The organism is Methanobacteriaceae archaeon, from assembly GCA_030656015.1.
GTDB lineage: Archaea > Methanobacteriota > Methanobacteria > Methanobacteriales > Methanobacteriaceae > UBA349.
Window position 1 is genome coordinate 210,830 of sequence record JAUSNX010000004.1, and the last position, 23,669, is coordinate 234,498.

Annotated in this window: 19 protein-coding genes and 2 tRNA genes; 8 read left to right on the plus strand and 13 right to left on the minus strand. The window is 33.4% G+C overall.

Translation table 11 applies throughout. From position 1 onward, the window contains the following. Positions 1–19: 19 nt before the first annotated feature. Positions 20–673 carry a hydrogenase nickel incorporation protein HypB gene (gene hypB, locus Q7I96_04215; protein MDO9626817.1) on the minus strand — a complete coding sequence of 218 codons (654 nt, stop codon included), beginning with the start codon at positions 671–673 and terminating at the stop codon, positions 20–22. Then, positions 657–1,046, minus strand: coding sequence for a hydrogenase maturation nickel metallochaperone HypA (hypA, locus tag Q7I96_04220; GenBank protein MDO9626818.1), 390 nt, complete (start codon positions 1,044–1,046; stop codon positions 657–659). The genes hypB and hypA overlap by 17 nt, the downstream gene beginning before the upstream one ends. A 392-nt stretch (positions 1,047–1,438) precedes the next feature. Between hypA and Q7I96_04225 the strand changes: the two genes are divergently transcribed. Next, the gene (locus Q7I96_04225; protein MDO9626819.1) at positions 1,439–2,296 is read left to right on the plus strand and encodes a ribose-phosphate diphosphokinase; all 858 of its coding nucleotides are present in this window, start codon (positions 1,439–1,441) and stop codon (positions 2,294–2,296) included. Positions 2,297–2,497: 201 nt separating this feature from the next. Here the strand turns inward: Q7I96_04225 and lonB are convergent, their stop codons facing one another. Both lonB and Q7I96_04235 read right to left on the minus strand, forming a co-directional pair. After that, positions 2,498–4,420: an ATP-dependent protease LonB gene (gene lonB, locus Q7I96_04230; protein MDO9626820.1), complete on the minus strand. Its 1,923-nt coding sequence runs from the start codon at positions 4,418–4,420 to the stop codon at positions 2,498–2,500. A gap of 453 nt (positions 4,421–4,873) precedes the next feature. After that, the gene (locus Q7I96_04235; GenBank protein MDO9626821.1) at positions 4,874–6,844 is read right to left on the minus strand and encodes a PAS domain S-box protein; all 1,971 of its coding nucleotides are present in this window, start codon (positions 6,842–6,844) and stop codon (positions 4,874–4,876) included. A 360-nt stretch (positions 6,845–7,204) separates the two neighbouring features. Here Q7I96_04235 and cobQ point away from each other — a divergent pair, with 360 nt between their 5' ends. Continuing rightward, positions 7,205–8,728 carry a cobyric acid synthase CobQ gene (gene cobQ, locus Q7I96_04240; GenBank protein MDO9626822.1) on the plus strand — a complete coding sequence of 508 codons (1,524 nt, stop codon included), beginning with the start codon at positions 7,205–7,207 and terminating at the stop codon, positions 8,726–8,728. A gap of 58 nt (positions 8,729–8,786) precedes the next feature. Here the strand turns inward: cobQ and Q7I96_04245 are convergent, their stop codons facing one another. After that, complete coding sequence (locus tag Q7I96_04245; GenBank protein MDO9626823.1) at positions 8,787–9,236, minus strand: universal stress protein; 450 nt, start codon at positions 9,234–9,236, stop codon at positions 8,787–8,789. A gap of 113 nt (positions 9,237–9,349) precedes the next feature. Further along, entirely contained in the window at positions 9,350–10,705 is a 1,356-nt protein-coding gene (locus tag Q7I96_04250) for a DASS family sodium-coupled anion symporter (GenBank protein ID MDO9626824.1), read from the minus strand. Between the two features lie 443 nt (positions 10,706–11,148). Between Q7I96_04250 and Q7I96_04255 the strand changes: the two genes are divergently transcribed. From Q7I96_04255 to Q7I96_04270, 4 genes are all read left to right on the plus strand, one after another. Next, positions 11,149–11,222: transfer RNA gene (locus tag Q7I96_04255), tRNA-Gly, on the plus strand. A gap of 3 nt (positions 11,223–11,225) precedes the next feature. After that, positions 11,226–11,299: transfer RNA gene (locus Q7I96_04260), tRNA-Gly, on the plus strand. Positions 11,300–11,861: 562 nt separating this feature from the next. Then, complete coding sequence (locus tag Q7I96_04265) at positions 11,862–12,902, plus strand: hydroxymethylglutaryl-CoA synthase (protein ID MDO9626825.1); 1,041 nt, start codon at positions 11,862–11,864, stop codon at positions 12,900–12,902. Between the two features lie 12 nt (positions 12,903–12,914). Continuing rightward, positions 12,915–14,066: a thiolase domain-containing protein gene (locus Q7I96_04270; GenBank protein MDO9626826.1), complete on the plus strand. Its 1,152-nt coding sequence runs from the start codon at positions 12,915–12,917 to the stop codon at positions 14,064–14,066. 194 nt (positions 14,067–14,260) lie between these two features. Here the strand turns inward: Q7I96_04270 and Q7I96_04275 are convergent, their stop codons facing one another. The 3 genes from Q7I96_04275 to thsA form a co-directional block, all read right to left on the minus strand. Next, complete coding sequence (locus Q7I96_04275; GenBank protein ID MDO9626827.1) at positions 14,261–15,028, minus strand: hypothetical protein; 768 nt, start codon at positions 15,026–15,028, stop codon at positions 14,261–14,263. Positions 15,029–15,132: 104 nt separating this feature from the next. Beyond that, entirely contained in the window at positions 15,133–15,474 is a 342-nt protein-coding gene (locus Q7I96_04280) for a rhodanese-like domain-containing protein (protein MDO9626828.1), read from the minus strand. A gap of 433 nt (positions 15,475–15,907) precedes the next feature. Then, a complete protein-coding gene (gene thsA, locus Q7I96_04285) occupies positions 15,908–17,542 on the minus strand; it encodes a thermosome subunit alpha (GenBank protein ID MDO9626829.1) in 1,635 nt (544 codons plus the stop codon). 312 nt (positions 17,543–17,854) lie between these two features. On the opposite strand from thsA, the gene Q7I96_04290 reads away from it, so the two are divergent. Both Q7I96_04290 and Q7I96_04295 read left to right on the plus strand, forming a co-directional pair. Continuing rightward, entirely contained in the window at positions 17,855–19,222 is a 1,368-nt protein-coding gene (locus tag Q7I96_04290) for a transglutaminase family protein (GenBank protein MDO9626830.1), read from the plus strand. Positions 19,223–19,385: 163 nt separating this feature from the next. After that, complete coding sequence (locus Q7I96_04295) at positions 19,386–20,120, plus strand: cyclase family protein (GenBank protein MDO9626831.1); 735 nt, start codon at positions 19,386–19,388, stop codon at positions 20,118–20,120. Positions 20,121–20,207: 87 nt separating this feature from the next. Here the strand turns inward: Q7I96_04295 and Q7I96_04300 are convergent, their stop codons facing one another. From Q7I96_04300 to dapB, 4 genes are all read right to left on the minus strand, one after another. Further along, a complete protein-coding gene (locus Q7I96_04300; protein MDO9626832.1) occupies positions 20,208–20,729 on the minus strand; it encodes a hypothetical protein in 522 nt (173 codons plus the stop codon). A gap of 80 nt (positions 20,730–20,809) precedes the next feature. Beyond that, entirely contained in the window at positions 20,810–21,379 is a 570-nt protein-coding gene (locus Q7I96_04305) for a phosphatase PAP2 family protein (protein MDO9626833.1), read from the minus strand. Positions 21,380–21,476: 97 nt separating this feature from the next. Continuing rightward, entirely contained in the window at positions 21,477–22,520 is a 1,044-nt protein-coding gene (gene asd, locus Q7I96_04310; GenBank protein MDO9626834.1) for an aspartate-semialdehyde dehydrogenase, read from the minus strand. 106 nt (positions 22,521–22,626) lie between these two features. Next, a complete protein-coding gene (dapB, locus tag Q7I96_04315; GenBank protein MDO9626835.1) occupies positions 22,627–23,448 on the minus strand; it encodes a 4-hydroxy-tetrahydrodipicolinate reductase in 822 nt (273 codons plus the stop codon). Positions 23,449–23,669 lie beyond the last annotated feature (221 nt).

Consider the following 23,669-nt stretch of genomic DNA (forward strand, 5'->3'; position numbering starts at 1 on the left):
AAATACTAAATTAAGTATCTTATTCATTTTTAGCCTTTTCTAAAGCTTCCATTATTTCTTTAAATCCTTCACCAGTCTTTAAGCTTGTTTTTATAACTTGAACATCTGGGTTTAATTTTAAAACATCAGCGACCATTTTATCAGAATCGGCACCAACAGCTTCAGCTATGTCTATTTTATTGATTACAACCAGGTCAGCATCTTTAAATATTAATGGGTGTTTTTCCACTGTGTCATCACCTTCACTGACACTTATAACTACCATCCTCATGTGGGCCCCTAAATCAAAATCCACTGGGCAGATTAAGTTTCCAACATTTTCAATGAATAAAATATCCACTTCATCTAGTGGTAAATCATGGAAAGCATGTTCAACTAAGTGTGCATCTAAATGACACTCCTTACCAGTGTTTAATCCAATTACTGGAACATCATATTGCTCAAATCGACCAGCATCAAATTTACTTATAACATCACCAGCAATAACTGCCACAGGATATTTTATTTGTTGAATTAACTGTTCAATCAAAGATGTTTTACCAGAACCAATAGCTCCTAAAACATCAACTCCAAAAACATTAGAGTTATCCAGGATTTTTTGATTTTTCTGGGCCAATTTTCGATTAGCCACCATGATATCGTGTTGTATCTCGACTTCAGCTATCTTGTGCATCTTCTTCCCTCTGTTCAATTTTAATATTTTTTACATTGCATTCTCGGCCTGCAGTAATGGACAATTGCCTGCCCTCACATGCCGGGCAGTTTATTATTGGTGCATAGTGATCTATTCCTTCAAAATCAATTTTTCCCTCAAAATTACAGGATTCACATTTAATTTCAATGGGAATTTCTTCCATATTGAATTTAGCACCTTTTAAAATAGTATCTTCGCTCAAAACTTCAACCATAAACATTATTTGCTCTGGGTTGAGCATGGTCATTTGCCCAATCTCCACTGTTACTTCCAGCACTTCAATTGCGTCATTTTTTTCCGCAGATTCAATTACTGTTTTCACAATGGCATCGGCCATGGATAATTCATGCATAATTACACCTCTATCAAATTAAATCTAAATTTGTTATAATCTTTATTTAAGTCGTATAAATGAATAAAAACTTTAATAACATTTTTTTATTAGATATATACTTTAAGAGCTTATAGCTTATGAAATTCTTAATAAACATGTAACTATTAAAGATGCTTATTAATAAAGTTAACAAATATAAATTCAATCTAGTTAAGATTTTATTCTTAAAATTTTAGTCTAGTAAATTATTTGTAAACATTTGAACAAATATATTAGAAGTAAATGAAGTAAATAAATACAAAGCATTTCTAATATTAATTTCAATATAATACAGTTTAAGTGAAATTATTTTAATATTTATTGAAAATAGTAGTTTTAAAAATATTTTATTGATATATTGGGTGGTAATTTTGATAATAGGTGGTTCAGCATCTCAAAAACTAGCAGCTAAAGTTGCAAAAGAACTTGATGATTATCTTTGTCCTGTTGAAACTCGAAAATTCCCTGATGGGGAACGTTACATTCGTTTTAAGGAAGAAATCGAAAAAGAAGTAGTAGTAGTCCAGTCCACTGGATATCCTCAGGATGAAAATTTGATGGAATTATTTTTTATTTTAAAAAATCTTAAAAGTTTAGGTGCAGAAGAAATTAAAGTTGTGATTCCTTATTTTGGTTATGGAAGACAAGAAAAACGTTTTAAAGACGGTGAAGCAGTTTCTGCATCAATTACTGCTGATTTTATTGAATATGCTGGGGCCACTGAACTTTTCTCAGTCAACCTCCATGAAAATAAAGTCACTGACTTCTTCAATATTCCAGTGACCGAAATTTCAGCCATGCCTCTTATTGCGGAGTACATCGGTGAAAATTTAGATGATCCGGTGATAATAGCACCAGACAAAGGGGCATTACCTCACGCTAAAGAAATATCAGATATATTAAATTGTCCTTGTGACCATATGGAAAAAACAAGACTATCCCCAGATACAGTAGAAACCAGAGTTAGTAGTTTGGATGTAGAAGGTTATCAGGCTGTGATTATTGATGATATTATCAGTACGGGTGGAACTATTGTTAATGCATCAAACATATTGAAAGAACATGGGGCCCAAAGCGTTACTGTGACTTGTGTGCATCCAGTATTAGTAGAAGATGCTCTTTTAAAGATTTTTGCAACCGGAGTAGAAGATGTTTTAGCGACAGATACTTTATCATCTGATGTGAGTACCCTTTCCGTTGCTCCTTTGATTGCAAACGTATTAAAATAAAATTATTCCTAAAATTAAATAAAGTATTTTTTTCTTTTTTTATTTTTAAAACTAAATAAAATTAAAAACTAAATAAATAATTGAAAAGAAGCTAAATCTTAATTTATAAATTATTTTTAATTAATTTAAAACGAATTAAAATGGATTCCTATTTAAAAAAAAAAGCGTGATTAAAAAAGATATTAAAAAAAAATAAAAAAATTAGTGAGTAGTAGGGTTCTTTAAAATAGTCTTTGGTACTATTTCACTAATTTTTTGCATTTTTTCAACAAACCCCGTCTTTCCTTTTCCAAGAAGTGCATATTTAATAACATCACCTAATGTTTCCACCGGAATCACTTCGATTTGTTCTTCGTATCGTTTTTCCAGTAGTACATCATCCATATTAGATTTAGGGATGAGAACTTTTTTGATTCCAGCTTCAGCAGCGGCTTCTATTTTTCCAGTTACTCCGCCAACAGGTAGAACATCTCCACGAATACTTAAAGATCCGGTTAGAGCAACAGATTGGTCAATAGGAATTTCTTCTAAGGCAGAAATTACTGCTGTGGCTATAGATACACTAGCACTGTCACCTTCCACACCATCATAGGCCTGTAAGAACTGTATGTGAATATCGTAGTTGGAAATATCAGTTCCCGTGTACTTTTTAATCAAAGCACTAACGTTTTGAACAGCTTCCAATGCAATCTCTCCCAGTTTACCCGTAGCAATAATTTTACCTTCATCTTTACTTTGAGCAGGAGCAGCCTCAGCAGCTATTGGAAGTATGATACCACTTCTATCACCAATAATTGCTAAACCATTTACCCGACCAATTTCTCCACCTTCAGATTTGAATACACTATATTTTTTCTTTTGAACAATGTATCTATCAGCAATTTGCTGTTCTAAAGTTCTGGCCAGTCTTTTAGCATTAGAGACGTGTTCAGCAGTAACAAATTCAGCAGATTCACCCTTAGCAATGTCACCTGCAGCTCTTATTAGACCACCTAAATCTCTTAATCTGAGTGTTAAAGACTCTTTTTTACCAGACCTTCGTTGTGCTTCTCGGATTATCTCATTAACAGCTTCTTTATTAAAGTGAGGTATTCTTCCATCATTTTCCACTTCTTGAGCCACAAATTGCACCAGACTTTGCCTGTTTTCCGGAGTATCAGGCATAGAATCTCTCATGAATACTTCGTATCCATATCCCCTAATACGAGATCTCAATGCAATGTGCATTCCTTCTAAAACCTGGATGTTTCCAGATGCTACTAATACAAAATCACAAGGAACCGCTTGAGATCGGACCATAGCCCCACTACTAGTCTCACTTTGACCAGTTATAGAATACATTCCTTCCTGCATAGCAGTTAAAAGTTCTTGCTGGGTTTTCATCTTCATAGTGCCTATTTCATCAATATAAAGAACACCATTGTGTGCTCGGTGAATCATTCCAGATTCCACTCTTTCATGAGCTGGAGTTCCCAGTCCACCGGACTGGTAAGGGTCGTGCCGAACATCACCTAATAAAGCACCCGAATGGGCTCCAGTAGCATCGATGAAGGGAGCAATAGTTTTGTTTTCACTGTTAACCAGTAATTTTGGGACCATTGCTGTGGTTCTAGGCCTCATTTGTTGTAATGCCAGAAAAACAATTCCTGCAGCAATAATAGCTGCTAAAATTTGGTTTACCATAAACCCGATAATCAGAATGAACCCAATAATCATCATCATGAGCAGATTTTTCTTCTCATCCTGGCCTTTGGCCTTGTTTTTATGGTTCATTACAATTTTTTTACCTTCACCAGACGGAACTGCTCCGATTAGGGGATTATTTGAATCTTCCATATTAGGATATACTAAAATATCCTGTAATTCTTCTGGAGGGAGAAGTTCAGCCATAGCCCGGGCAATCATTGACTTTCCTACACCTGGCTCTCCAATTAGAAGTACATTTCGGCGCTGTTTAGCGGCCTTTCTTAGTGTTTCCACAGCCTCGTCCTGACCAATAATCTGGTCAATTAACATTTTAGGAACCTCTATGTCTTTAGAGGTTTTATAAACATCATCTTGATTAACTTCTGAATTTTTTTCATCCGTTTTTTTGATATCTGATGCTTCTAGGGTGGTTGTCATTTCTATTCCAGTGCCTCCATTGGCTTGAATAATTTTATAAAATTTTATTTTTTAAAAAAAATCTATTTTTAAATATTAAGTTTATTTCTGTAATTTTAGTTTTCTATATTATTATATTTATCTCTCTTTTCAAGATGTTATCTTTTGCTTTTATCACTTCAAATGTTTTACTTACCTTAACTTATTTTAATATTTTATATATAAAGTTTTGTTATATGAATTGAAATTATATATAAATATTTCTCAAAAACTGAAGAAAATTTAGAAGATTAATAAAAAATCTAATATTAATGATAAAATATTAATAAATAATGATTATTCTATTTAATTATGATATTCTTAATGAATTATTAAAAAAAATATTTCTAAAAAAATAATAAGTTGATTGGTTATTAAATAAGCACCGGTGACGTGATCTGTGAATACTGTATCTGGATACAAATATATTTTTAATTATACTTTATTAATTTCACCAATCAAAGCCAGTGCATTCTGAATAAATTTCTCTACAATACGCCTGTATTTTTCTTCACTGGCCTTTAATGCATCTTCAGCTTTTTTAGCCTCAGTAATATCACGAGCAATTGTAGATATTCCAATAATTTCCCCATCAATATCTCTGATTGGAGATAATGTTATGGAAACATCAAATTCTGGGCCATCTTTTCTTATGCGAGTAGTTTCAAAATGGGAAACATCATCTCCTTTTTTAATCTTATCAATGTTCTTTAGATTTTCTTCCCATTTTTCCGGCTTCATTAGAATAGAAACTTTTTTACCTTTAATCTCATTGGCAGAATACCCATATATTTTTTCAGCCGCAGGGTTCCAATCCAAAACAGTACCATCTAAAGAATAAACTACTATGGCATCACCAGAAGACTTAACAATACTTGCTAATCTTTCAATTTCAACTTCAGATTTTTTTCTTTCAGTAATATCTCTAAAAATAGCCCGAGAATATAGAACATTTCCTTCTGAGTCTAATTTAGCACTTACATTACCATCTAAGACAATTTCATCGCCATTTTTGGTCAAAAAGCCCGTTTCAATTTTATCTTCCCTCAAGCCTTGCATAACTCTTTGAAATATGTTTTTACATTGCTCCATATGATCTGGATAAATAATATCAAAAACAGTCATTTTTTCAATTTCATCATCAGAATATCCTAAAGACTCCTTCCAAGAATTATTTACATATAAAAATGTCCCGTCTGGCCTTATCATTTGAATTAAATCCGTAGCATTGTCAAATAAATCTTTAAGTCTTTCTTCACTTTCTTTTAATGATTTTTCAGCTTTTTCGCGCTCAGTGACATCCCGAGCCACAGATAAAGCTACTTTTTTCCCTTTAAAATCAAATATATGTGAATTAATTTCCACGGGTAGAGAATTGCCATCTTTGGTTAAATAAGTTCTCTGGAAAGTAACTCTACCATCAGTTACCAGTTCCTTTATGCGTTTCCGGTTATTTGGTGCAGTGGAACCAATATTTTTAGGAGTCATCTTAGTAAATTCTTCCCGAGTGTAACCCAGTTTTTCCACAGCCACATCATTAACTTTAATGAAATTTCCAGCACGACCATTCGCATCTATCTCAATCAAAGTCATTATGTCATTTACTTTGTTGAAAACTTCTTTGAATAGTTCTTCACTATCCTTTAAAGACTTTTCAACTCCTTTTCTTGCAGTTATATCTCTTACAATAGAAGTCTGGTATTTTTCTTCAGCAGATTTCCAGTAAGTAATGGACATTTCAAATGGAAACTCTTCCCCATTTTTTTTAATGCCTGTGCTTTCAAAGATTTTCCCCACTAGAATGTTTTCCCCTGTTTGTTGGAAATGGTGCATTTTTGAAGTAAAACCATCTCTAAATCTTTCAGGCATTAATATACTAACACTTTTACCTAAAATTTCATCGGCGGAATATCCAAAGATTTTCCTAAAGCTAGGATTGCTATAAACAATATTACCCTCACTATCCGCAGTTATTATTCCATCAATGGCAGATTCTGTGATGGCATTGAAGTTTCCTTGACTTCTGGTTAGGGCTTTTTCAATAATTCTCTGATCATTAATATCTAAAAAAGAAATATAACATTTAGAAGTGTTAGGGATGGATGATACTCTAATAATAGCGTTTTTAACTTTATTTTTGAGGGTAATGATTCTTATCTCATCATTTTGACCTGCTTCTTCTGAACAAACTCCTGATTCACAGCACTGCTCAAATATTCCAAAATCTTCTTCAAAAACAAGATCAAATAAATTTTTACCGACCATATCTTCAGATTCATATTCAAATAATTCTCTACATTGATCGTTGGCCATGATCACTGTTTTTTCTTCGTAGATAATGCCTGCGGTCCCACTATTATGGAAAATAGTTTTGAAATAAGCATCAAATTCATCACTATCCATCATTTATACCTCCAGCAATCCCCTATTATAAATTGAATATTTTAATAAATTAATTAATTATCTATAAACTATTATCTCTTTGATTTTATTTAAAAATATTCATATGTTAATGAACTATCATGAATTAGGCATTTTTAATCAATTCCTAATAAAAAAATCAATGCTGAATAACTTAAACAACCCAAGATTTCTCGAATGTTTCTATAAATTAAAATATTAAATATATCAAAGATTAAAATAGCGATTAAAATATTATAGCAAAACAAATTGTTTCTAATAATTAAATATTAAATAATTTAATTAAAGATTAAGATAGCAAAACAAATTTTAAAAATAAAAATTATTTATTAATAGGGGTTTTCAATGTCTCAATTAACTTCAAAATGTATAATGGTACAGGGAACTTCTTCTAATGCTGGTAAAAGTGTTATGGTAGCAGCATTGTGTAGAATATTCTCTAAAATGGGTTACAAAGTAGCTCCCTTTAAGTCACAGAATATGTCCCTCAACTCATATACTACTAAAGAAAACAGGGAAATAGCCATAGCTCAGGTCTTGCAGGCAGAAGCAGCCGGTGTTGATCCATCTTACCACATGAATCCCATACTTTTAAAGCCAAAAGAAGATTTTGTTTCTCAAGTAATAGTTCATGGCCAACCTGCTGGAGATATGAATTTTTATCATTATCAGCAGAATTTTAGGGAACATGCACTTAAAGCAATTGAGGAATCTTTGGAATATCTAAAAAAAGAATATGAAATCATTGTAATCGAAGGCGCAGGGTCTCCTGCCGAAATAAACATGCGAAATCGAGATCTGGCCAACATGGAAATTGCTCATCTGGCCGATGCGGATGTTATTCTAGTGGCGGACATTGATCGTGGCGGAGTTTTCGCTTCCATTGCCGGTACTTTTTCTCTTCTAGATGAAAAAGACCGCGGCAGAATTAAGGGAATTGTTATAAACAAGTTCCGTGGAAACATTGATATTTTAATGCCTGGAATTGAACAAATAGAAGAAATTGTAGGAGTTCCAGTTCTGGGAGTTCTGCCTTATGAACCCAGTTTAAAATTGCCTGAAGAAGATTCCGCTTCACTATCTGAGAGAAAGTATCGGGGCCAGGGAGATATCAATATCGGAGTAATCCGACTTCCTAGAATTTCTAATTTCACGGATATTGATCCTTTAGAATATGAAGACGATTTAGGTATTAGATTAATCGAATTTGGTGAAAGTCTAGATAATTTAGATGCAATTATCATTCCAGGTACCCGAAACACAATCAATGATATGGTTGAGCTAGAAAAATCTGGTTTTGCCGATGAAATCCGCGAACTATCTAAAAAAATCCCAATTGTGGGCATATGTGGCGGATACCAGATGCTAGGTGAGAAAATAATCGATGAATCAAACAAAGAGTCCAAATATGGCAGTGTTAATGGCTTGGACATTTTAAAAATTGAAACCACCTTCGGTAGTGTCCCTAAAATCATTACCCAAAGTGAAGCTGAGATTATTGATGGATCCTTTTTTAAAAATGTTAAGGGCGAAACCTTAAAAGGATATGAACTCCACGAAGGAATTACTAACATAAAAGATACTAAACCTCTGTTCAAGGTTAGCAAAGGATGTGGAAATGCACCAAATTCTGAATTTGATGGGGCCATTTCCGGAATGGTATTTGGAACTTATTTCCATGGAATTTTCCACAATTTCAACTTCAGAAGAGCATTTACAGACCAATTAAGGATTAAAAAAGGATTAAAGCCCCTAGGTTTTGGTGAAGATACATTTGAAGCCAGCAAACAGTTTTCTATTGATAAGTTGGCCAAAATTGTAGAAGAAAATGTAGATATGGATTTTATAAATAATTTAATAGAAAAATAAATGGAAAATATTCTCAAATAAAAAAAAAATTGAATTAATTTAAATTTTTTAAAAAAATTTATTTTATAACCATAACCGGACACTCCGCAGATCTTACAACCTTGTCAGTAACACTCCCATACACAAATTTTGTTAAAGCATGTTTTCCAGAACTTCCGATTACTACTAAATCAATATCATCTTCCTCAATAGTTTTCAGAATAACTTCTGCAGGATTCCCTTCTTTTATTTCCGTTGTTAATTTAACATTCTGTTGACAAACGCCTTGGCATTTGCTTTCCATTAACTGTGCTGAAAAGTTTTCAACCGCTTCTTTCCCTTCTTTTTTTAAGGAATTATCCAATTTTTGTTTTAAATCTTCTTCAACTAGTGCATCAAGATATCCCGCATCTACTACACTTAAAACAACCAAATCGGCCAGACCTGCATTAGCAATCATTATAGCGTGTTCACCGGCTTTTTTGGCGTGTTCGGATCCATCAGTAGGTAATAATATTTTTTTGTACATGTTTTACCCTCAATACTAGTCTTTCTATTTAATTTTAGTTAAATAAATCTATTAATCTAATTTGATTTTAAAAAAAATAAATAAATAAATTGATTAAGTTCCAACTTATTTTTTTAAGTACCTAACAAAGACGGAGCAAATGTCAGAACACCCAGCATCACAATTGCAGTTAATATAATTCCAACTATAACCATTGGCAATCCTGCTTTGAATATCTCCTTCACACCCACATATCCAGAACCATAGGCCATGGCCACTGTTGGGTCGGCCATAGGAAACATGAATGAAAGTGAACATGCAATAGCCACTGGAACAGCATAGGTACCCACTGCTAAACCTTGTGATTGAGCTAAAATCACAGATAATGGTATCAGTATTGCAGAAAGAGCAATGTTAGACATTACCTGAGTTATGCACACAGCAATGACCATTAAAACCAGCATAACTGCTATGGTGGACGGATTATTTCCCATTAAACTAATTAAATCATTAATTAACCATTCAGCAGCTCCTGTGTTGAGAAGTGCGGCTCCTAGAGATAGTGCCCCTCCAAAAAACACAATTAATCCCCAGTCCACATTTTTCTGAGCATCTTTCCAACTTATTACTCCAGATAAAATAAATAATACTGCACCAATTAAAGCCACAGAATAGCTGTCAATTCCAGTTTTACTGGCAGTGACCCATAACGTAATCGCAAATAATAGTATTGCAATACTTATTTTCTCATTTCTAGAGATATTGCCCATTTTGGAAAGTTTTTCAGTTAGAACTGATTCTCCTCCAACAATACCCTTAACTTCACTAGGGAATATCCTACTCAGGCCAAACCAGATAAATGTCATTAACATAATAGCCAGTGGGAATCCGAATATCATCCAGTTAACAAAAGGAATTCCAGTATATGCTGCAGCCATCAAGTTTGGCGCCGTACCTATCTCAGTACCGAACCCCCCAGCTAGTGATCCAAAAGAAGCCCCTAGAATCATAGCTTTAGCATAATTACTTTTACCTTTATCTGGGTCAGTAACTCCCATAAGAAGTACTATTTCTTTAATAATAGGTAAAAGCATAGCAAAAGCAACTACATTCTCAATCCAGGCAGATAAAATACCTGTAGAGAATACACTAACAAATAATCCCTTTCTTGGCGAGGTTCCCAGTTTAGATAGCATAGCATAAGTTAAACGTTGAGCAAGCCCACTTTTTCTGATTGCTTCGGCCATGATAAACCCCCCAATCATTAAGAAAAGTATAGGATTTGCAAATCCAATTACGGCATTATTAAAACTCTCTACCCCAATAATAGGCTGTATAAATAAAATTATAAGCGAAGTGACAGCTAAGTGGGTCGCTTCCGTAGCCCACATAATAACAGCAAAAATTAACAATGCAATAGCAGCATGCCCTGCATAACTTAAACCCGGTAGCGGAATCAACATAACTATGATCGCGAAAATAATCGCCAGAGGAAGTCCAATTTTTTTAACATTCGTTTTATTACCCCCATATCTGTAAAAATTATTATTATCCGTATTTTAATTAATCCATAATTTAATAGAATTTTCGACCTAATATGTTTAATTAAAGTAATTAATTATAAATTAAATATCCTTAAAATTAGTTAATATACTATGATTGAAATTTATTGAGATTATTATGTTAAAATATTTTATTTAATAAAACATCAATTATCTAGGTCGGAAGTAAGTTTCCTTATTCCAATATATAAATTTTTCTAAGCAAATTTAATAGTTTAATTAAATGAAAAAAATGATTAATGAAATCTTAAAGATGAATTAAATTAAAAAATTATTAATTAAGCCAAAAAACAAGCACATTTAGTTTAATAGAATTAGATAAACCTAAAAGTTTATATAGGATAAACTCAAATGTTGGTATGCGAAAACATGCGGTGTTAGTCCAGCCTGGTTAAGACTCTGGCCTGCCACGTCAGTGACCCGGGTTCAAATCCCGGACGCCGCATCTGCGGCTGTAGTATAGTCTGGTTAGTACTTGGGCCTTCCAAGCCTACAGCCCGGGTTCAAATCCCGGCAGCCGCACTCTACTTGTTTAAATTTTTATTATTGCTTTTTATTTTGATGATTTTTGTTAGATTTATTTTTACGTCATATTCTTAAGTTTTCTTAAATAATCTGTAAATGATAATTGAATCAATTTCAACTTGATTACAATAGATTTTTATTAAAAAATTGATAACATTGAATCTAAAGAATTTATTATTAAAAATAAGATTTTTATTAAAAAAATAATTTTGTGAGTAAATATTGTCAAATACACAAATAAAGCAGTATTATAAACCTATTTCTTTTTTTATTAAAAATAGAGTATTATAACCTACAATTATATATAAGAAAAAGTATAAGTTTGATACCAAGATATTCTTTACTAATTAAGAAATTAAATAAAATATTAAAAATAAAATATTAAAATAATGAACAAATTCGAAAGTTAGAAGAAATATTATTTTAAAACTTGATATTCAAACTTTTAAGAATTGATTAAATTAATAATAATCAGAAATTTTAAAATATTTTAAAAAAATCAAAAACAATCTTTAAAAATAAATAATAAAAGGATTGTTTAATTAAGGTTGTGATGTTAATGGCAGGAATTGTTGGATATGGAGTCTATGTACCTTCATATAGAATAAAAGTTGAAGAAATAGCACGTGTATGGGGAGATGATCCAAAAGCTATTTCCAGGGGATTGGTAGTAACAGAAAAATCTGTCCCTGCCCCTGACGAAGATACAGCCACTATATCAGTGGAAGCTTCAAGATACGCCATGAAAAGAGCAGAGATAGATCCTAAAAAAATTGGAGCAGTTTATGTTGGTTCAGAATCTCACCCATATGCTGTAAAACCAACTGCTACTATAGTAGCAGAAGCTGTGAGTGCAGCACCAGAATTAACCGCTGCAGATATGGAATTTGCATGTAAAGCTGGAACTGCAGGTATGCAAGCATGTATGGGCCTAGTAGATTCGAATATGGTTGAATACGGTCTGGCTGTTGGGGCAGATACTGCTCAAGGAGCACCAGGAGACGCATTAGAATACACGGCATCTGCAGGTGGAGCAGCCTACATAATAGGTAAAAAGGACACCATAGCTGATTTTGAATCTACTTACAGTTTTACTACTGATACTCCCGACTTTTACCGAAGGGAAGGAATGCCTTACCCCAGTCATGGAGGAAGATTTACTGGAGAACCAGCTTTTTTCAAACACGTACTCGCTGCAGCTAATGGAATGTTTGAAAAAATGGGAACTGATGCATCTGATTACGATTATGCAGTATTTCACCAACCTAATGGTAAATTTTACTTAAAAGCAGCTAAAAAATTAGGTTTTAATAAGGAACAAGTTCAGCACGGACTTTTAACTCCAGTTATTGGAAACACTTACTCTGGAGCCACTCCACTTGGACTGGCCGCCATATTAGATGAAGCAAAAGCTGGAGACAGAATATTAGCTGTTTCTTATGGTTCTGGTGCTGGAAGCGATGCCTTCAGTATTACAGTTAATGATAAAATTGAAGAAAAACAGAATTTAGCCCCTAAGGTTCAAGATATGATTAAAGAAAAACGTTACGTCGATTATGCCGTTTATGCTAAATTTAAAGATAAAATAAGGATGGCTTAAGAGGGGATTAATATGAGAGATGTTGCGATTATTGGAGTATCACAAACCAAATTTGGAGAATTATGGGACGAATCATTCCGAGATTTAATCACAGATGCTGGCCTAGGTGCTATTAAAGATGCAGAGATAGAAGGTGCAGATCTAGAAGCTATGTATGTAGGAAACATGTCTGCTGGTCTTTTTGTACAACAAGAGCACATTGCTTCCCTTATTGCAGATCATGCAGGACTTAGTCCCATCCCATGCACCCGTGTGGAAGCGGCTTGTGCATCAGGAGGACTGGCCTTAAGAAATGGAATTATGGCTGTGGCCTCTGGTTACCACGATATAGTAATTTCTGCAGGTGTAGAAAAAATGACAGACGTGGTTGATCCAACCCCGGCCATTGCTACTGCTTCTGATCAGGAATGGGAAGCTCAACAGGGAGTTACTTTCCCCTCACTTTACGCAATGATGGCTCGCCGTCACATGCATGAGTTTGGAACTACTAGAGAACAAATGGCCATGGTTTCAGTAATTAACCACAAAAACGCTGCTAAAAATCCCCGGGCCCAGTACCCTATGGAAGTTAGTGTAGAACAAGTAATGAATTCTACCAGGGTAGCAGATCCATTAAGATTATTAGATTGCTCACCTATATCGGATGGGGCCGCTGCAGCAATATTATGTCCTGCAGAAGACGCTAAAAAATACACTGACACCCCGATCTACGTAAAAGCCTCTGCACAATCATCTGGATCCATTGCTCTGCAAGATAGGAAAAGTCTCACTACTATCGATGCCACAGTGAACGCCGCACGTAAAGCGTTCCAAATGGCCAACATGACACCTAAAGACATCGACATGGTAGAAGTACACGACTGTTTCAGTATAAATGGTATTTTGGCCATTGAAGATATTGGATTTGTGGAAAAAGGAAAAGGTGGTCCAGCCATAGAAGATGGAATGACACAACTGGACGGTGAGATCCCAGTAAATCCATCTGGTGGATTAAAAGCTCGTGGACACCCATTAGGAGCTACGGGTATTGCTCAGGCCGCAGAACTAGTATGGCAACTACGTGGGGAAGCCGGTAAAAGACAAGTTGAAGGAGCAGAAGTTGGTATGGCCCACAACATTGGTGGAACCGGTGGCACAGCTGCTGTGCATATCCTGTCCAGATAAATTCTATATATAATAAAAAATCATTAACTAAAAAAGATTAAATATTTTTTATATTTTAAAATTTATTTTTTTAAATGAATTATATCTTTAAAGTAGTTTCTTTAAAGTAAATATTTCTATTTTTTTTAAATTTTATTTTCTGACATATTCAATAAACAATTAATTCTAATATGATTATTCTAATTTCTCCATAATCACAAACTAAAAAGTGGTTCTTTAGAAACTGAATTTATTAAATCTTCAGCAGATTTAACTTCTTCGTTATTGCCACTAATAAGCAACCAAACACTCCCTTCAGCACCCGCTACACCACCTGCAGCCACTAATTCTGCATCAGCACCAGACAACATTTTAATGGCATCAATTTCTGTGAAAACATCTCCTGTAACCGGAAGTATACGTGGGCCAGATACCCCTGGTTGATTCAGTTTATTTGCAATTTTATTAATATCAATATCAACTCTTTTTTCCAGTCCCACAGGTAAAATAAGTTTTACTCTACGACCTATATGTGCTTGTAAAGCTACTCCAATGGTTCCTCCCTTGGGGTGGCCAATATATATCCCTGCCTGATTTCGTGATAAATCTAAAAGATTAGCACCTTTAAAAATAACATCACCTTCACCAAGATCGTCCACCACATCAAATATGGTTTTTCCTTTTTGCCACTTCCCTTGAGTTATGATTACATCTCCAGGAAATCCTTTATTATCAGATAGCCTTCCATCATCTCTTCTTGGTTTTGATGGTGGCAATACAATACCTCTAAAGAATCTTTTTGCTGAAAACTCCTTATTTTGACCAATTTTTGATAAAATTTCCTCTGCGACGTATCCATTTGTGATGCCAGCAATTATGACTATGGTGCCAAATTTAAGAGCTTTATTTACAGAATTATCTTTGACCAATGCTTTAGCAATTAAACGTTTACCCGCAGCAGGTGTTATTAAATATTGTTTCATTAAATTCACCATTATAAGAAGTTTTTATAAAAAAATAGATATTTATTATAGTGATTTTTAAAATAATGTTTTTATAAGATGTTTTATGCATTTAATCTTCGATATTATCTAAGCACTGGGCGACCTTCATCAGCCCAGTAAGTTATACCACCCAGCATATTATAAACTTCATTAAATCCAAAATGAAGCATTACTTGCATGGCATTAGCACTTCTAATACCTGATTTACAATATAACAAATATTTTTTTCCTTTATCCATCGTTTGAATTTCTGCTTTGAAATTACTCTGATAATCCACATTTACTGCCCCTTCCAGATGGCCGCTTTGGAATTCTACAGGAGTTCTAACATCCCATAAAACAAAGTTAGGGTTATTAATATTTTCTTTTATAATTTCACTAGATTCTTGAGGAGTTACATCTTTAAATATTTGATTATCTGCCATTATATCACGTAATTATCTATGTTTGAAATAAGATATATATACTATTTATATTAGTTTTTCTTTCTAAAACAAGAGTTTAACTAATAATATCATAAACATCAAAGAATAAAGCATGAAATATGATAATTAGTATAATAATGCAAGCATTCTCTGCAATTATATAGGTTAAAATAATATTCAAAATTGATTTGGATAAATAATTATAAATCTTAGAATAATCGGCTGATAAAATGAATATCCAAGAAAATTAAATTAACATAAATACAATTATCAATTCTTAAAAAATTAAAAAAATACTAGTAAACCAAATAGAATCATGACAAAAAATCTATCTAAAATTATTAGTTAATAGAATAAGTCGAATTATACGTAAATTTAAAAAAACAATTTATTTTAATATAAAAAAAATGTATTAAAGGTTTTCACCTTTAAATTACATCATTGGAGGCATACCGCCAGGCATACCACCCATACCTTCCATACCTTCCATGTCTGCTCGGCCAGCACCGCTGGAAGCAATAACATCGTCGATTCGGAGGATCATTTCTGCGGCTTCAGATGCAGACTGAATAGCTTGTTTTTTGACCCTGTGAGGTTCAATAACTCCAGCTTTATACATATCAGTAACAGCACCTTCGAAAACATCTAATCCCATGTAAACAGAGTTTTCATGAGCAGCTCTTAAGTCCACGAGGGAGTCAATGCTGTCGAGACCTGCGTTTTCAGCTAAAGTTTTAGGGACAACTTCTAAAGCTTCTGCGAAGGCAGTGATAGCGAGTTGTTCTCTTCCACTGATAGCATCAGCATAGTCTTTTAAGCGTTTAGCGATTTCGATTTCAGGAGCTCCTCCACCAGCAACAACTTTACCATCTTCAACAGTAGCAGCTACTACTCCGATAGCATCATCAATTGCTCGCTCGATTTCACTAACCACATGGCCAGTAGATCCTCTAACTAGTAAGGTCACTGCTTTAGGTTCTTTGCAGTCTTCTACAAAGATCATTTCTTCACCAGAGATTTTCTTTTCAGATACTATTCCAGCATCTCCAAGATCATCAGCAGAGAGGTCTTCGATGTTAGTTACTACTTTAGCACCAGTTGCTTTGGATAATTTTTCGATATCAGACTTTTTGACTCTTCTAACAGCCATTACACCAGCTTTAGACAAGTAGTGTTGAGCTAAATCATCAATACCTTTTTGAGAGAATACAACATGAGCTCCGGTGTCGACGATGGATGAAACCATGTCTCGGATCATTTGTTCTTCTTGCTCAATGAAGGCTTGCATTTGAGTAGGGTCAGTGATTCTGATTTCAGCGTCCACTTCAGTTTCTTTAACTTCTATTGGACAGTTTAAGAGAGCTATTTTGGCGTCTTCCACTTTTTTAGGCATTCCAGGGTGTACTCGTTCTTTGTCTATGATTACACCTTGTACTAGCTTGGATTCTTCTACGATAGCACCGTCTTTCTTCTCGATTTTGATGTGGTCTATTTCCACTTCGCCGTCTTCTTCTACTTGTTTGACTGCGTCAACCACTAGTCTTGCTAATGGTTCACGAGCTTTTTCAGTTCCTTTTCCAGTCATAGCAGTCATGGCCACTTGAATTAAAGTTTCCTTGTCATCAGCATCTATAGAAATATCATTTAATATTTCTTGAGCTTTTTCAGCTGCTTGTCTGTATCCCATAGCCACTATGGTTGGGTGGATGTCCATGTCCAGTAGGTTTTCAGCTTTTTTGAGTAATTCACCAGCAATAATAACTGCTGTAGTGGTTCCATCTCCTACTTCGTCTTCTTGGGTTTTAGCTACTTCTACTAACATTTTAGCAGCAGGGTGCTCGATATCCATCTCTTTAAGGATAGTTACACCGTCGTTGGTTACAACGATATCTCCTAAAGAGTCGACTAACATTTTGTCCATTCCCTTAGGACCCAGGGTTGTTCTTACAGTCTCTGCTAAGACTTTTCCAGCTAATATATTCATTCTTTGAGCATCTCTTCCGATAAACCTGTTAGTACCTTCAGGTAGTACTAAAATAGGTTGTCCTGCTCCACTGTATTGTGCCACGATAATCACCTCTAAAATTATAATTGTTTTATTTTTCAATTTATTTTATGTTTTATGTTATTATCACTGGGTTAGAGGTTCTATAAATAGTTTTCTAAAGGAAATTTAATGAATTAATTAAAAATTTGTATTTAGTAAAAAATTTGCAAAAATATAATAAATATATAGTAAGAATCATCACTAGCACTATTATAATGAGTTAAATAATATAATAATAATACTTTAAATAATATTTATATTAACATATTTTCCTTCCAAAAATACTTATCTATCGATTTATAGAAAATATAAAATAGCATTGCTAGTGGTAAAATGACAACTAAAAGTAGAGGAAAAATAAAAAAAGAATATTCAAAGGATTATTCTTTATTTATAAAACAAAAAAATTCTTGTAATAGTTACAAATCTATCACTTTAATTCTATTAGTAGCAATATTTATTTTAAGTATCTCTTCAGCAGATACAGTCCAGGCCGATGAAGTTATTGGAAATATTAGTTACAATTCCAGTGATGATTCTGATGGACTAAATGATACTAATTCCAGTGAGAACACAACAACAAATTTAAATAAGTCTGAAATTGTTCATTCCGGTACAACAGTTGCATATTATATTGAAAAAAACAAAAAACTTCCAGATACTATTAGTATTGGTAAAAAAGTAATCACCATTAACCAGTATCTGTATGCAATAACCTCTTTTATTTCAGGATCTAACAATGTAACTCTTTTTAATGTATCTGGACAGATATACAGCGTCTCACGCTTTTCAACAAGTTATACTCTGAGTCAGTATACTGATCTAGCCAAAAGAACAAAAAATTATGTGTATAATTATCATAAGATTCTCCCTTATATTAGTTCAACACATGGAAATCTTGATTATTATAACATGATTTATATGTTTTCTAAAATAGCCCGGTATTATGAAATAAATGGAAAAATGCCGGCTTCAATATCATTAGTAAGTCAGATACCCTCAACGGCCCGTATAATGAGTTCCAGTTATGTTGATAGTCGAATTAAAAGTCTCACGGCGCAATTAAAATCTACCAAAAAAAGTGTGAGTAAATTAGCAGCAATCATTAAAATAACTAAGAATACCACTACTCTTAAAAAACTTCAAATCCAGTTCAAAAGTCTTCAATCGAAATATGATAGTATAAATTCTTTATTAAGTAGTTATAAAAGTTTAAAAAAATCAGCATGGTATGTTCCCTCCAGCAGTTTAAGAAATTTTCTTAAAACAACAAAATATTGTCCGGTAACTAATGCCAATATCGTTTATTTAGCCACGAATCTAAGAGGAATCACAACTTATGAGACCGGAAACAATATATTCAAATGGGTAAGAGATAATTTGGATTATTCGTTTTATTACAGAACTAAATATGGTGCAGCAAATGCCCTAAAATATCGGCTGGGTAACTGTGTGGATCAGGCTCATTTAATAGTGGCTCTGGCACGAACATCCGGCCTTCCAGCAAGGTATGTGCGTGGTACCTGTAAATTTATAGTGAGTGGACATACTTACAGTCATGTATGGGCCCAAATATGGATCAGAGGGAAAGGTTGGGTAACTGCAGATTCTACAAACTATAGAAACTCTTTTGGTGTAATTAGAAGTTGGGATCCCAAAAAATCAAAAATATCTGGTACGCTGTTACAGTACTCTCTTTAAAATGCCAATTTAAGAGCATTGCAATTTTTAGCACACTTTCCCAGTGTTTGGATTGTTTTTTTGATTATCATTTTTTTATTTTATTATTTTTCAAAATAAATGGAAACAAAAAACTAATAAATAAATTACTAAGATTCACTCAAAGACCATAAGAGGCGTAAATTTGAAAATTGTAGATTTAACCCAACCACTAACTAATAATATGCCTGTTTTTCCTCAAGATCCTAATTTCTTAATTAAAGAGTTATTAAACAGTACAAAAGATGAGTTTACACTTTCTATCTTAAAAACAGGATTACATGCAGGAACACACATTGATGCACCTTATCATTTCAATTCATCTGGAAAAAAAGTTAGTGAAATTAAACTGGATGAATTAGTGGAATCTTCTAAAGAGGGATCTGTAAAAATTATAGATTTTAAAACTCTTCCAAAAAACCCAAATCAATTTTCAAGTCCATTATCCAATTCCTCATTATCCACTGATTCCAGGAATGATTTAAAATTAAAAGAAGACCTTGATAAAGAAATAGAAGTAAATTCATTTTATAGTGTGGAAAAAAGAGACCTGGTTATTATAAAAACAAAATGGAGTAAAAATTGGGGCTTAGATAATTATTTTACCAAAAATCCATATTTATCTAATGAATCAGTTGAATTTTTGATTGAAAAAGAGATTAGAGGACTGGCCATAGACGGACCTAGTGTAGATAAATTTGGAGAAACCAATATCCACAAAAAAATGCTTTTTAATGATATATGGATTATAGAAAACCTGAAAAATCTGGAAATGATACCAGAGACAGACTATACAAGTTCATTAGAATTTTTCTTTATACCATTACCCCTACCTACTGAAGCATCACCCATACGAGCTTTTGTGCGAATTGAAGATTAATAATTGAATAAAAAAATTATTATTATTATTATTATTATTATTATTATTATTATTATTATTATACATTAAGAATAGATTTAAAATAGTTTATTTCTGAATTTTTTCCCATGTAATTTCTTCATCAATCTGATAGGACTTGAAATATCCCTTCCTTTCCAAATTACGTAATATATGGAACATATTATCATAAGAAAGTTCTGTAAATCCTACTTTTTTAATAAAAGCGTGCATTTTACGAGTATTTGATTTTTCTGGAGGCAATAATAAATAAACTTGAGATTGGAAAGAAGTGAGGTCTCTTTTTGGTTTTGCGGTTAAAGCCTCGAAATACGTTTTTATTTCCTCTAAATCATTAATATAATCATTTTTATCGCCTAAATCATTTTTAAGGTCAGCAATAGTTTTATCCTTTTCTTTGAGAAAATTTTCCAGCTCTTTAATACGCTCTTCCTTTTTTTCGATTTTATGTTGTAATTGCGTGGCTTTTTTACATTCTTGGTTGGTCTCGCTGCATTTTTTGAGATCCATCTTAAGTTTGCTTATCTCTAACATGCATGCCTTTACTAGACGTTTTAGTTGGTCCTTTTCCGGGTCTTTCATGAATCGCATGCTATCACTTGAATCGTTAATAAATATATAATAATAAATCTAAGTTTTATTATAACAATTATCTTAAGTTTGTTTAAGCTTTACTGACTATTTCTATTTAATATCTTGTTTTTAGTTCTTATAAGTTTTCCTTCATACTTTAAAACTATTACTGAACAAAATATTCCTAAAAGAGCACCGGCCAATACATCAGAAGGATAATGAAGGCCCATATAAATTCTGGAAATTGCAACCATAATAGGCAAACCTAAAAAAATATATAAATATCCATATTTAACTCCTATAACGGTGAAAGCAGCAAATGCTGCAGTAGAATGACCAGAAGGTAATGAATAGCCCATAACATCCATTAAATGTCTGGCGCCGCTTAGAACTTCATAGGGTCTAGGGCGGGCCAAAATAAATTTCAATATTTCGCTGGCAAAAAAAGCAATGAATAATGCAATTATACAAAGAAAAGCTGTTTGTTTCCCCTTAGGGCCTCCAAAAATATATAACCCTATACAAATTATAATCCAGAATATTTGTGTTCCGGCCATGGTGATTAGAGGCATTAATATATCTAAAATTGGATTATGAATGTATAAATTAAAAAAATAGAATAAATTAAGATCCATGTGGTATAAATTAGCCCAAAACGCCTCAAACATGGAATTCTCCTAGTAAATACTCTTATAAATGATTTATAATCCTTATAAAATAATTAATTATAAAAAATAAATTATGAAATCATGATTAAATGTCTAATTACATGATTTCATTAATTAATTCTGCATTGAGTATAGATGCTCCAGCAGCTCCACGAATAGTATTATGGCCCACTAAAACATATCTGAAGCTATTTTCAAATGCAGCATCTTCTCTTAATCTTCCTACAGTTACTGCCATCCCATCACCTTGATTACGATCCATACGTGGTTGAGGTCGGTTATCTTCAGAACGAACCACAATAGGTTTTTCAGGGGCAGAGTAAAGATCCAATTTCTGAGGCATACCTCTAAACTGATCCATAGCAGCGTGAATTTCATCCAGGTCACATTTATCTTCTGTTTCAATAAAAACAGCCTCTGTATGTCCATCCACCACAGATACTCTGTGACAGGAAGCACTTACTCCAAATGATGCTGGAGTAACCACACCATCTTCCAAACTTCCCAGAAGGTGCTGTGTTTCAGTTTCCATTTTTTCTTCTTCCCCACCAATGAATGGTACTAAATTATCTACAATAGCCATAGAAGGCACACCATTATATCCAGCACCTGAAACAGCCTGCATAGTAGACACATACACTCTTTTAATATTAAACTGGTCATAAATTGGTTTTAGAGTGATAGTAAGGGCGATGGTAGAACAGTTTGGGTTGGTAACTATGAATCCATCCCATCCCCTATTTTTCTGCTGAAGTTCTATTAAATCTAGATATTCTGGATTTACTTCAGGAATAACCAGAGGAACATCATCCTCCATCCTCATGGCACTGGCATTAGATGCCACAATATATTTCTCAGCAAATTTTGGTTCAACAATAGCTGCATTTTCAGTGGGAAGTGCTGAAAAGACTATATCTACATCATCAACTTGAGATGGATCTGTATCAACTACCGTGATATCTTTTACAGATTCCGGCATATTACTGTCCAGATACCATGTCGTGGCATCTTCATATTTTTTTCCTGCTGATCTTTGAGATGCTGTCAACGCTGTAATTTCAAATTTTGGATGTTGAGCCAGTAATTCAATGAATCTTTGGCCTACCATTCCTGTTGCACCAAGAATACCTACATTTACCATTTTTATCACCAAAATAATGCTATATATAATTATTTTCTATTTATGTATTTTTTATCTCTATTATATAATCTTTGAATGTTAAATTAAATATTAATTCATTTAATATTCATTTAATACCCAATACATCAGCCATATCATTAATTTTTCCTTCTTCTGCATTAGGAATAAATTTAAGAGCTTTTATAACTCCGCTGACGAATGACTGCCTACTATGGGCCCTATGAGTAATTTCCAGTCTTTCACCATCACCAGCAAATAGGACAGTATGATCGCCGACAATGTCTCCCCCTCTAACAGCGTGAACTCCTATTTCATCTTTTGTACGTTCACCTACCAGGCCATGTCTTCCATAAACTCCTACATCAGCTGAATTTCTATTAGTTTCTTCAGAAATAATTTCAAAAGCCCGAACTGCAGTTCCTGAAGGTGAATCTTTTTTATGCTTGTGATGGGCCTCGATTATCTCCACATCATAATCCGCTAGAATCGGAGCTAAATCCTTGAGAATTTTAAAGAATACATTAACCCCAATAGCCATATTAGGAGAAATAACAGCTTTTACATTGTTTTTAGAAACTGAATCTTTAATTTCAGCCAGTTGTTCTTCTGAAAAACCAGTGGTACCTACTATCAGACCTACGCCACAACTAGCCGTGGTTTTTATGGTTTTTATGGCTGCAGTGGCTATGGTAAAGTCCACCAGGACTTGGGCCCTACTTTCTTTTAGTGCTTTAGCTAAATTTTCTGCTGCGGTAATTTTTACACCGAGCGGACCTACCCCTATTGCTTCACCCACATCTTTACCTTCCAAAGGACTATGGGGAGCTTCTATAGCTGCTACTACTTCCATATCATCTTGTTGTAGAATGGTTTTTATTATTTTAGAACCCATTCTTCCACATGCACCGGTTACTGCCACTTTTATCATTTTATCACTCCAATGAAGATAATAGTTAATTATTTTGAAATATTTATTGGATATTAAAATATTCTATATGTATTAAATCTATAATGAATTGTCAAATGATTTAATTGAAAATTTTTTATATTAGATTTTTATATTTAAATTTGGTAAATAATTTGTTCAATAGTTTGTAAATACTTTTTATTTATTAGAATATAACTTCTCTTCTCAAGATATGCTAATTT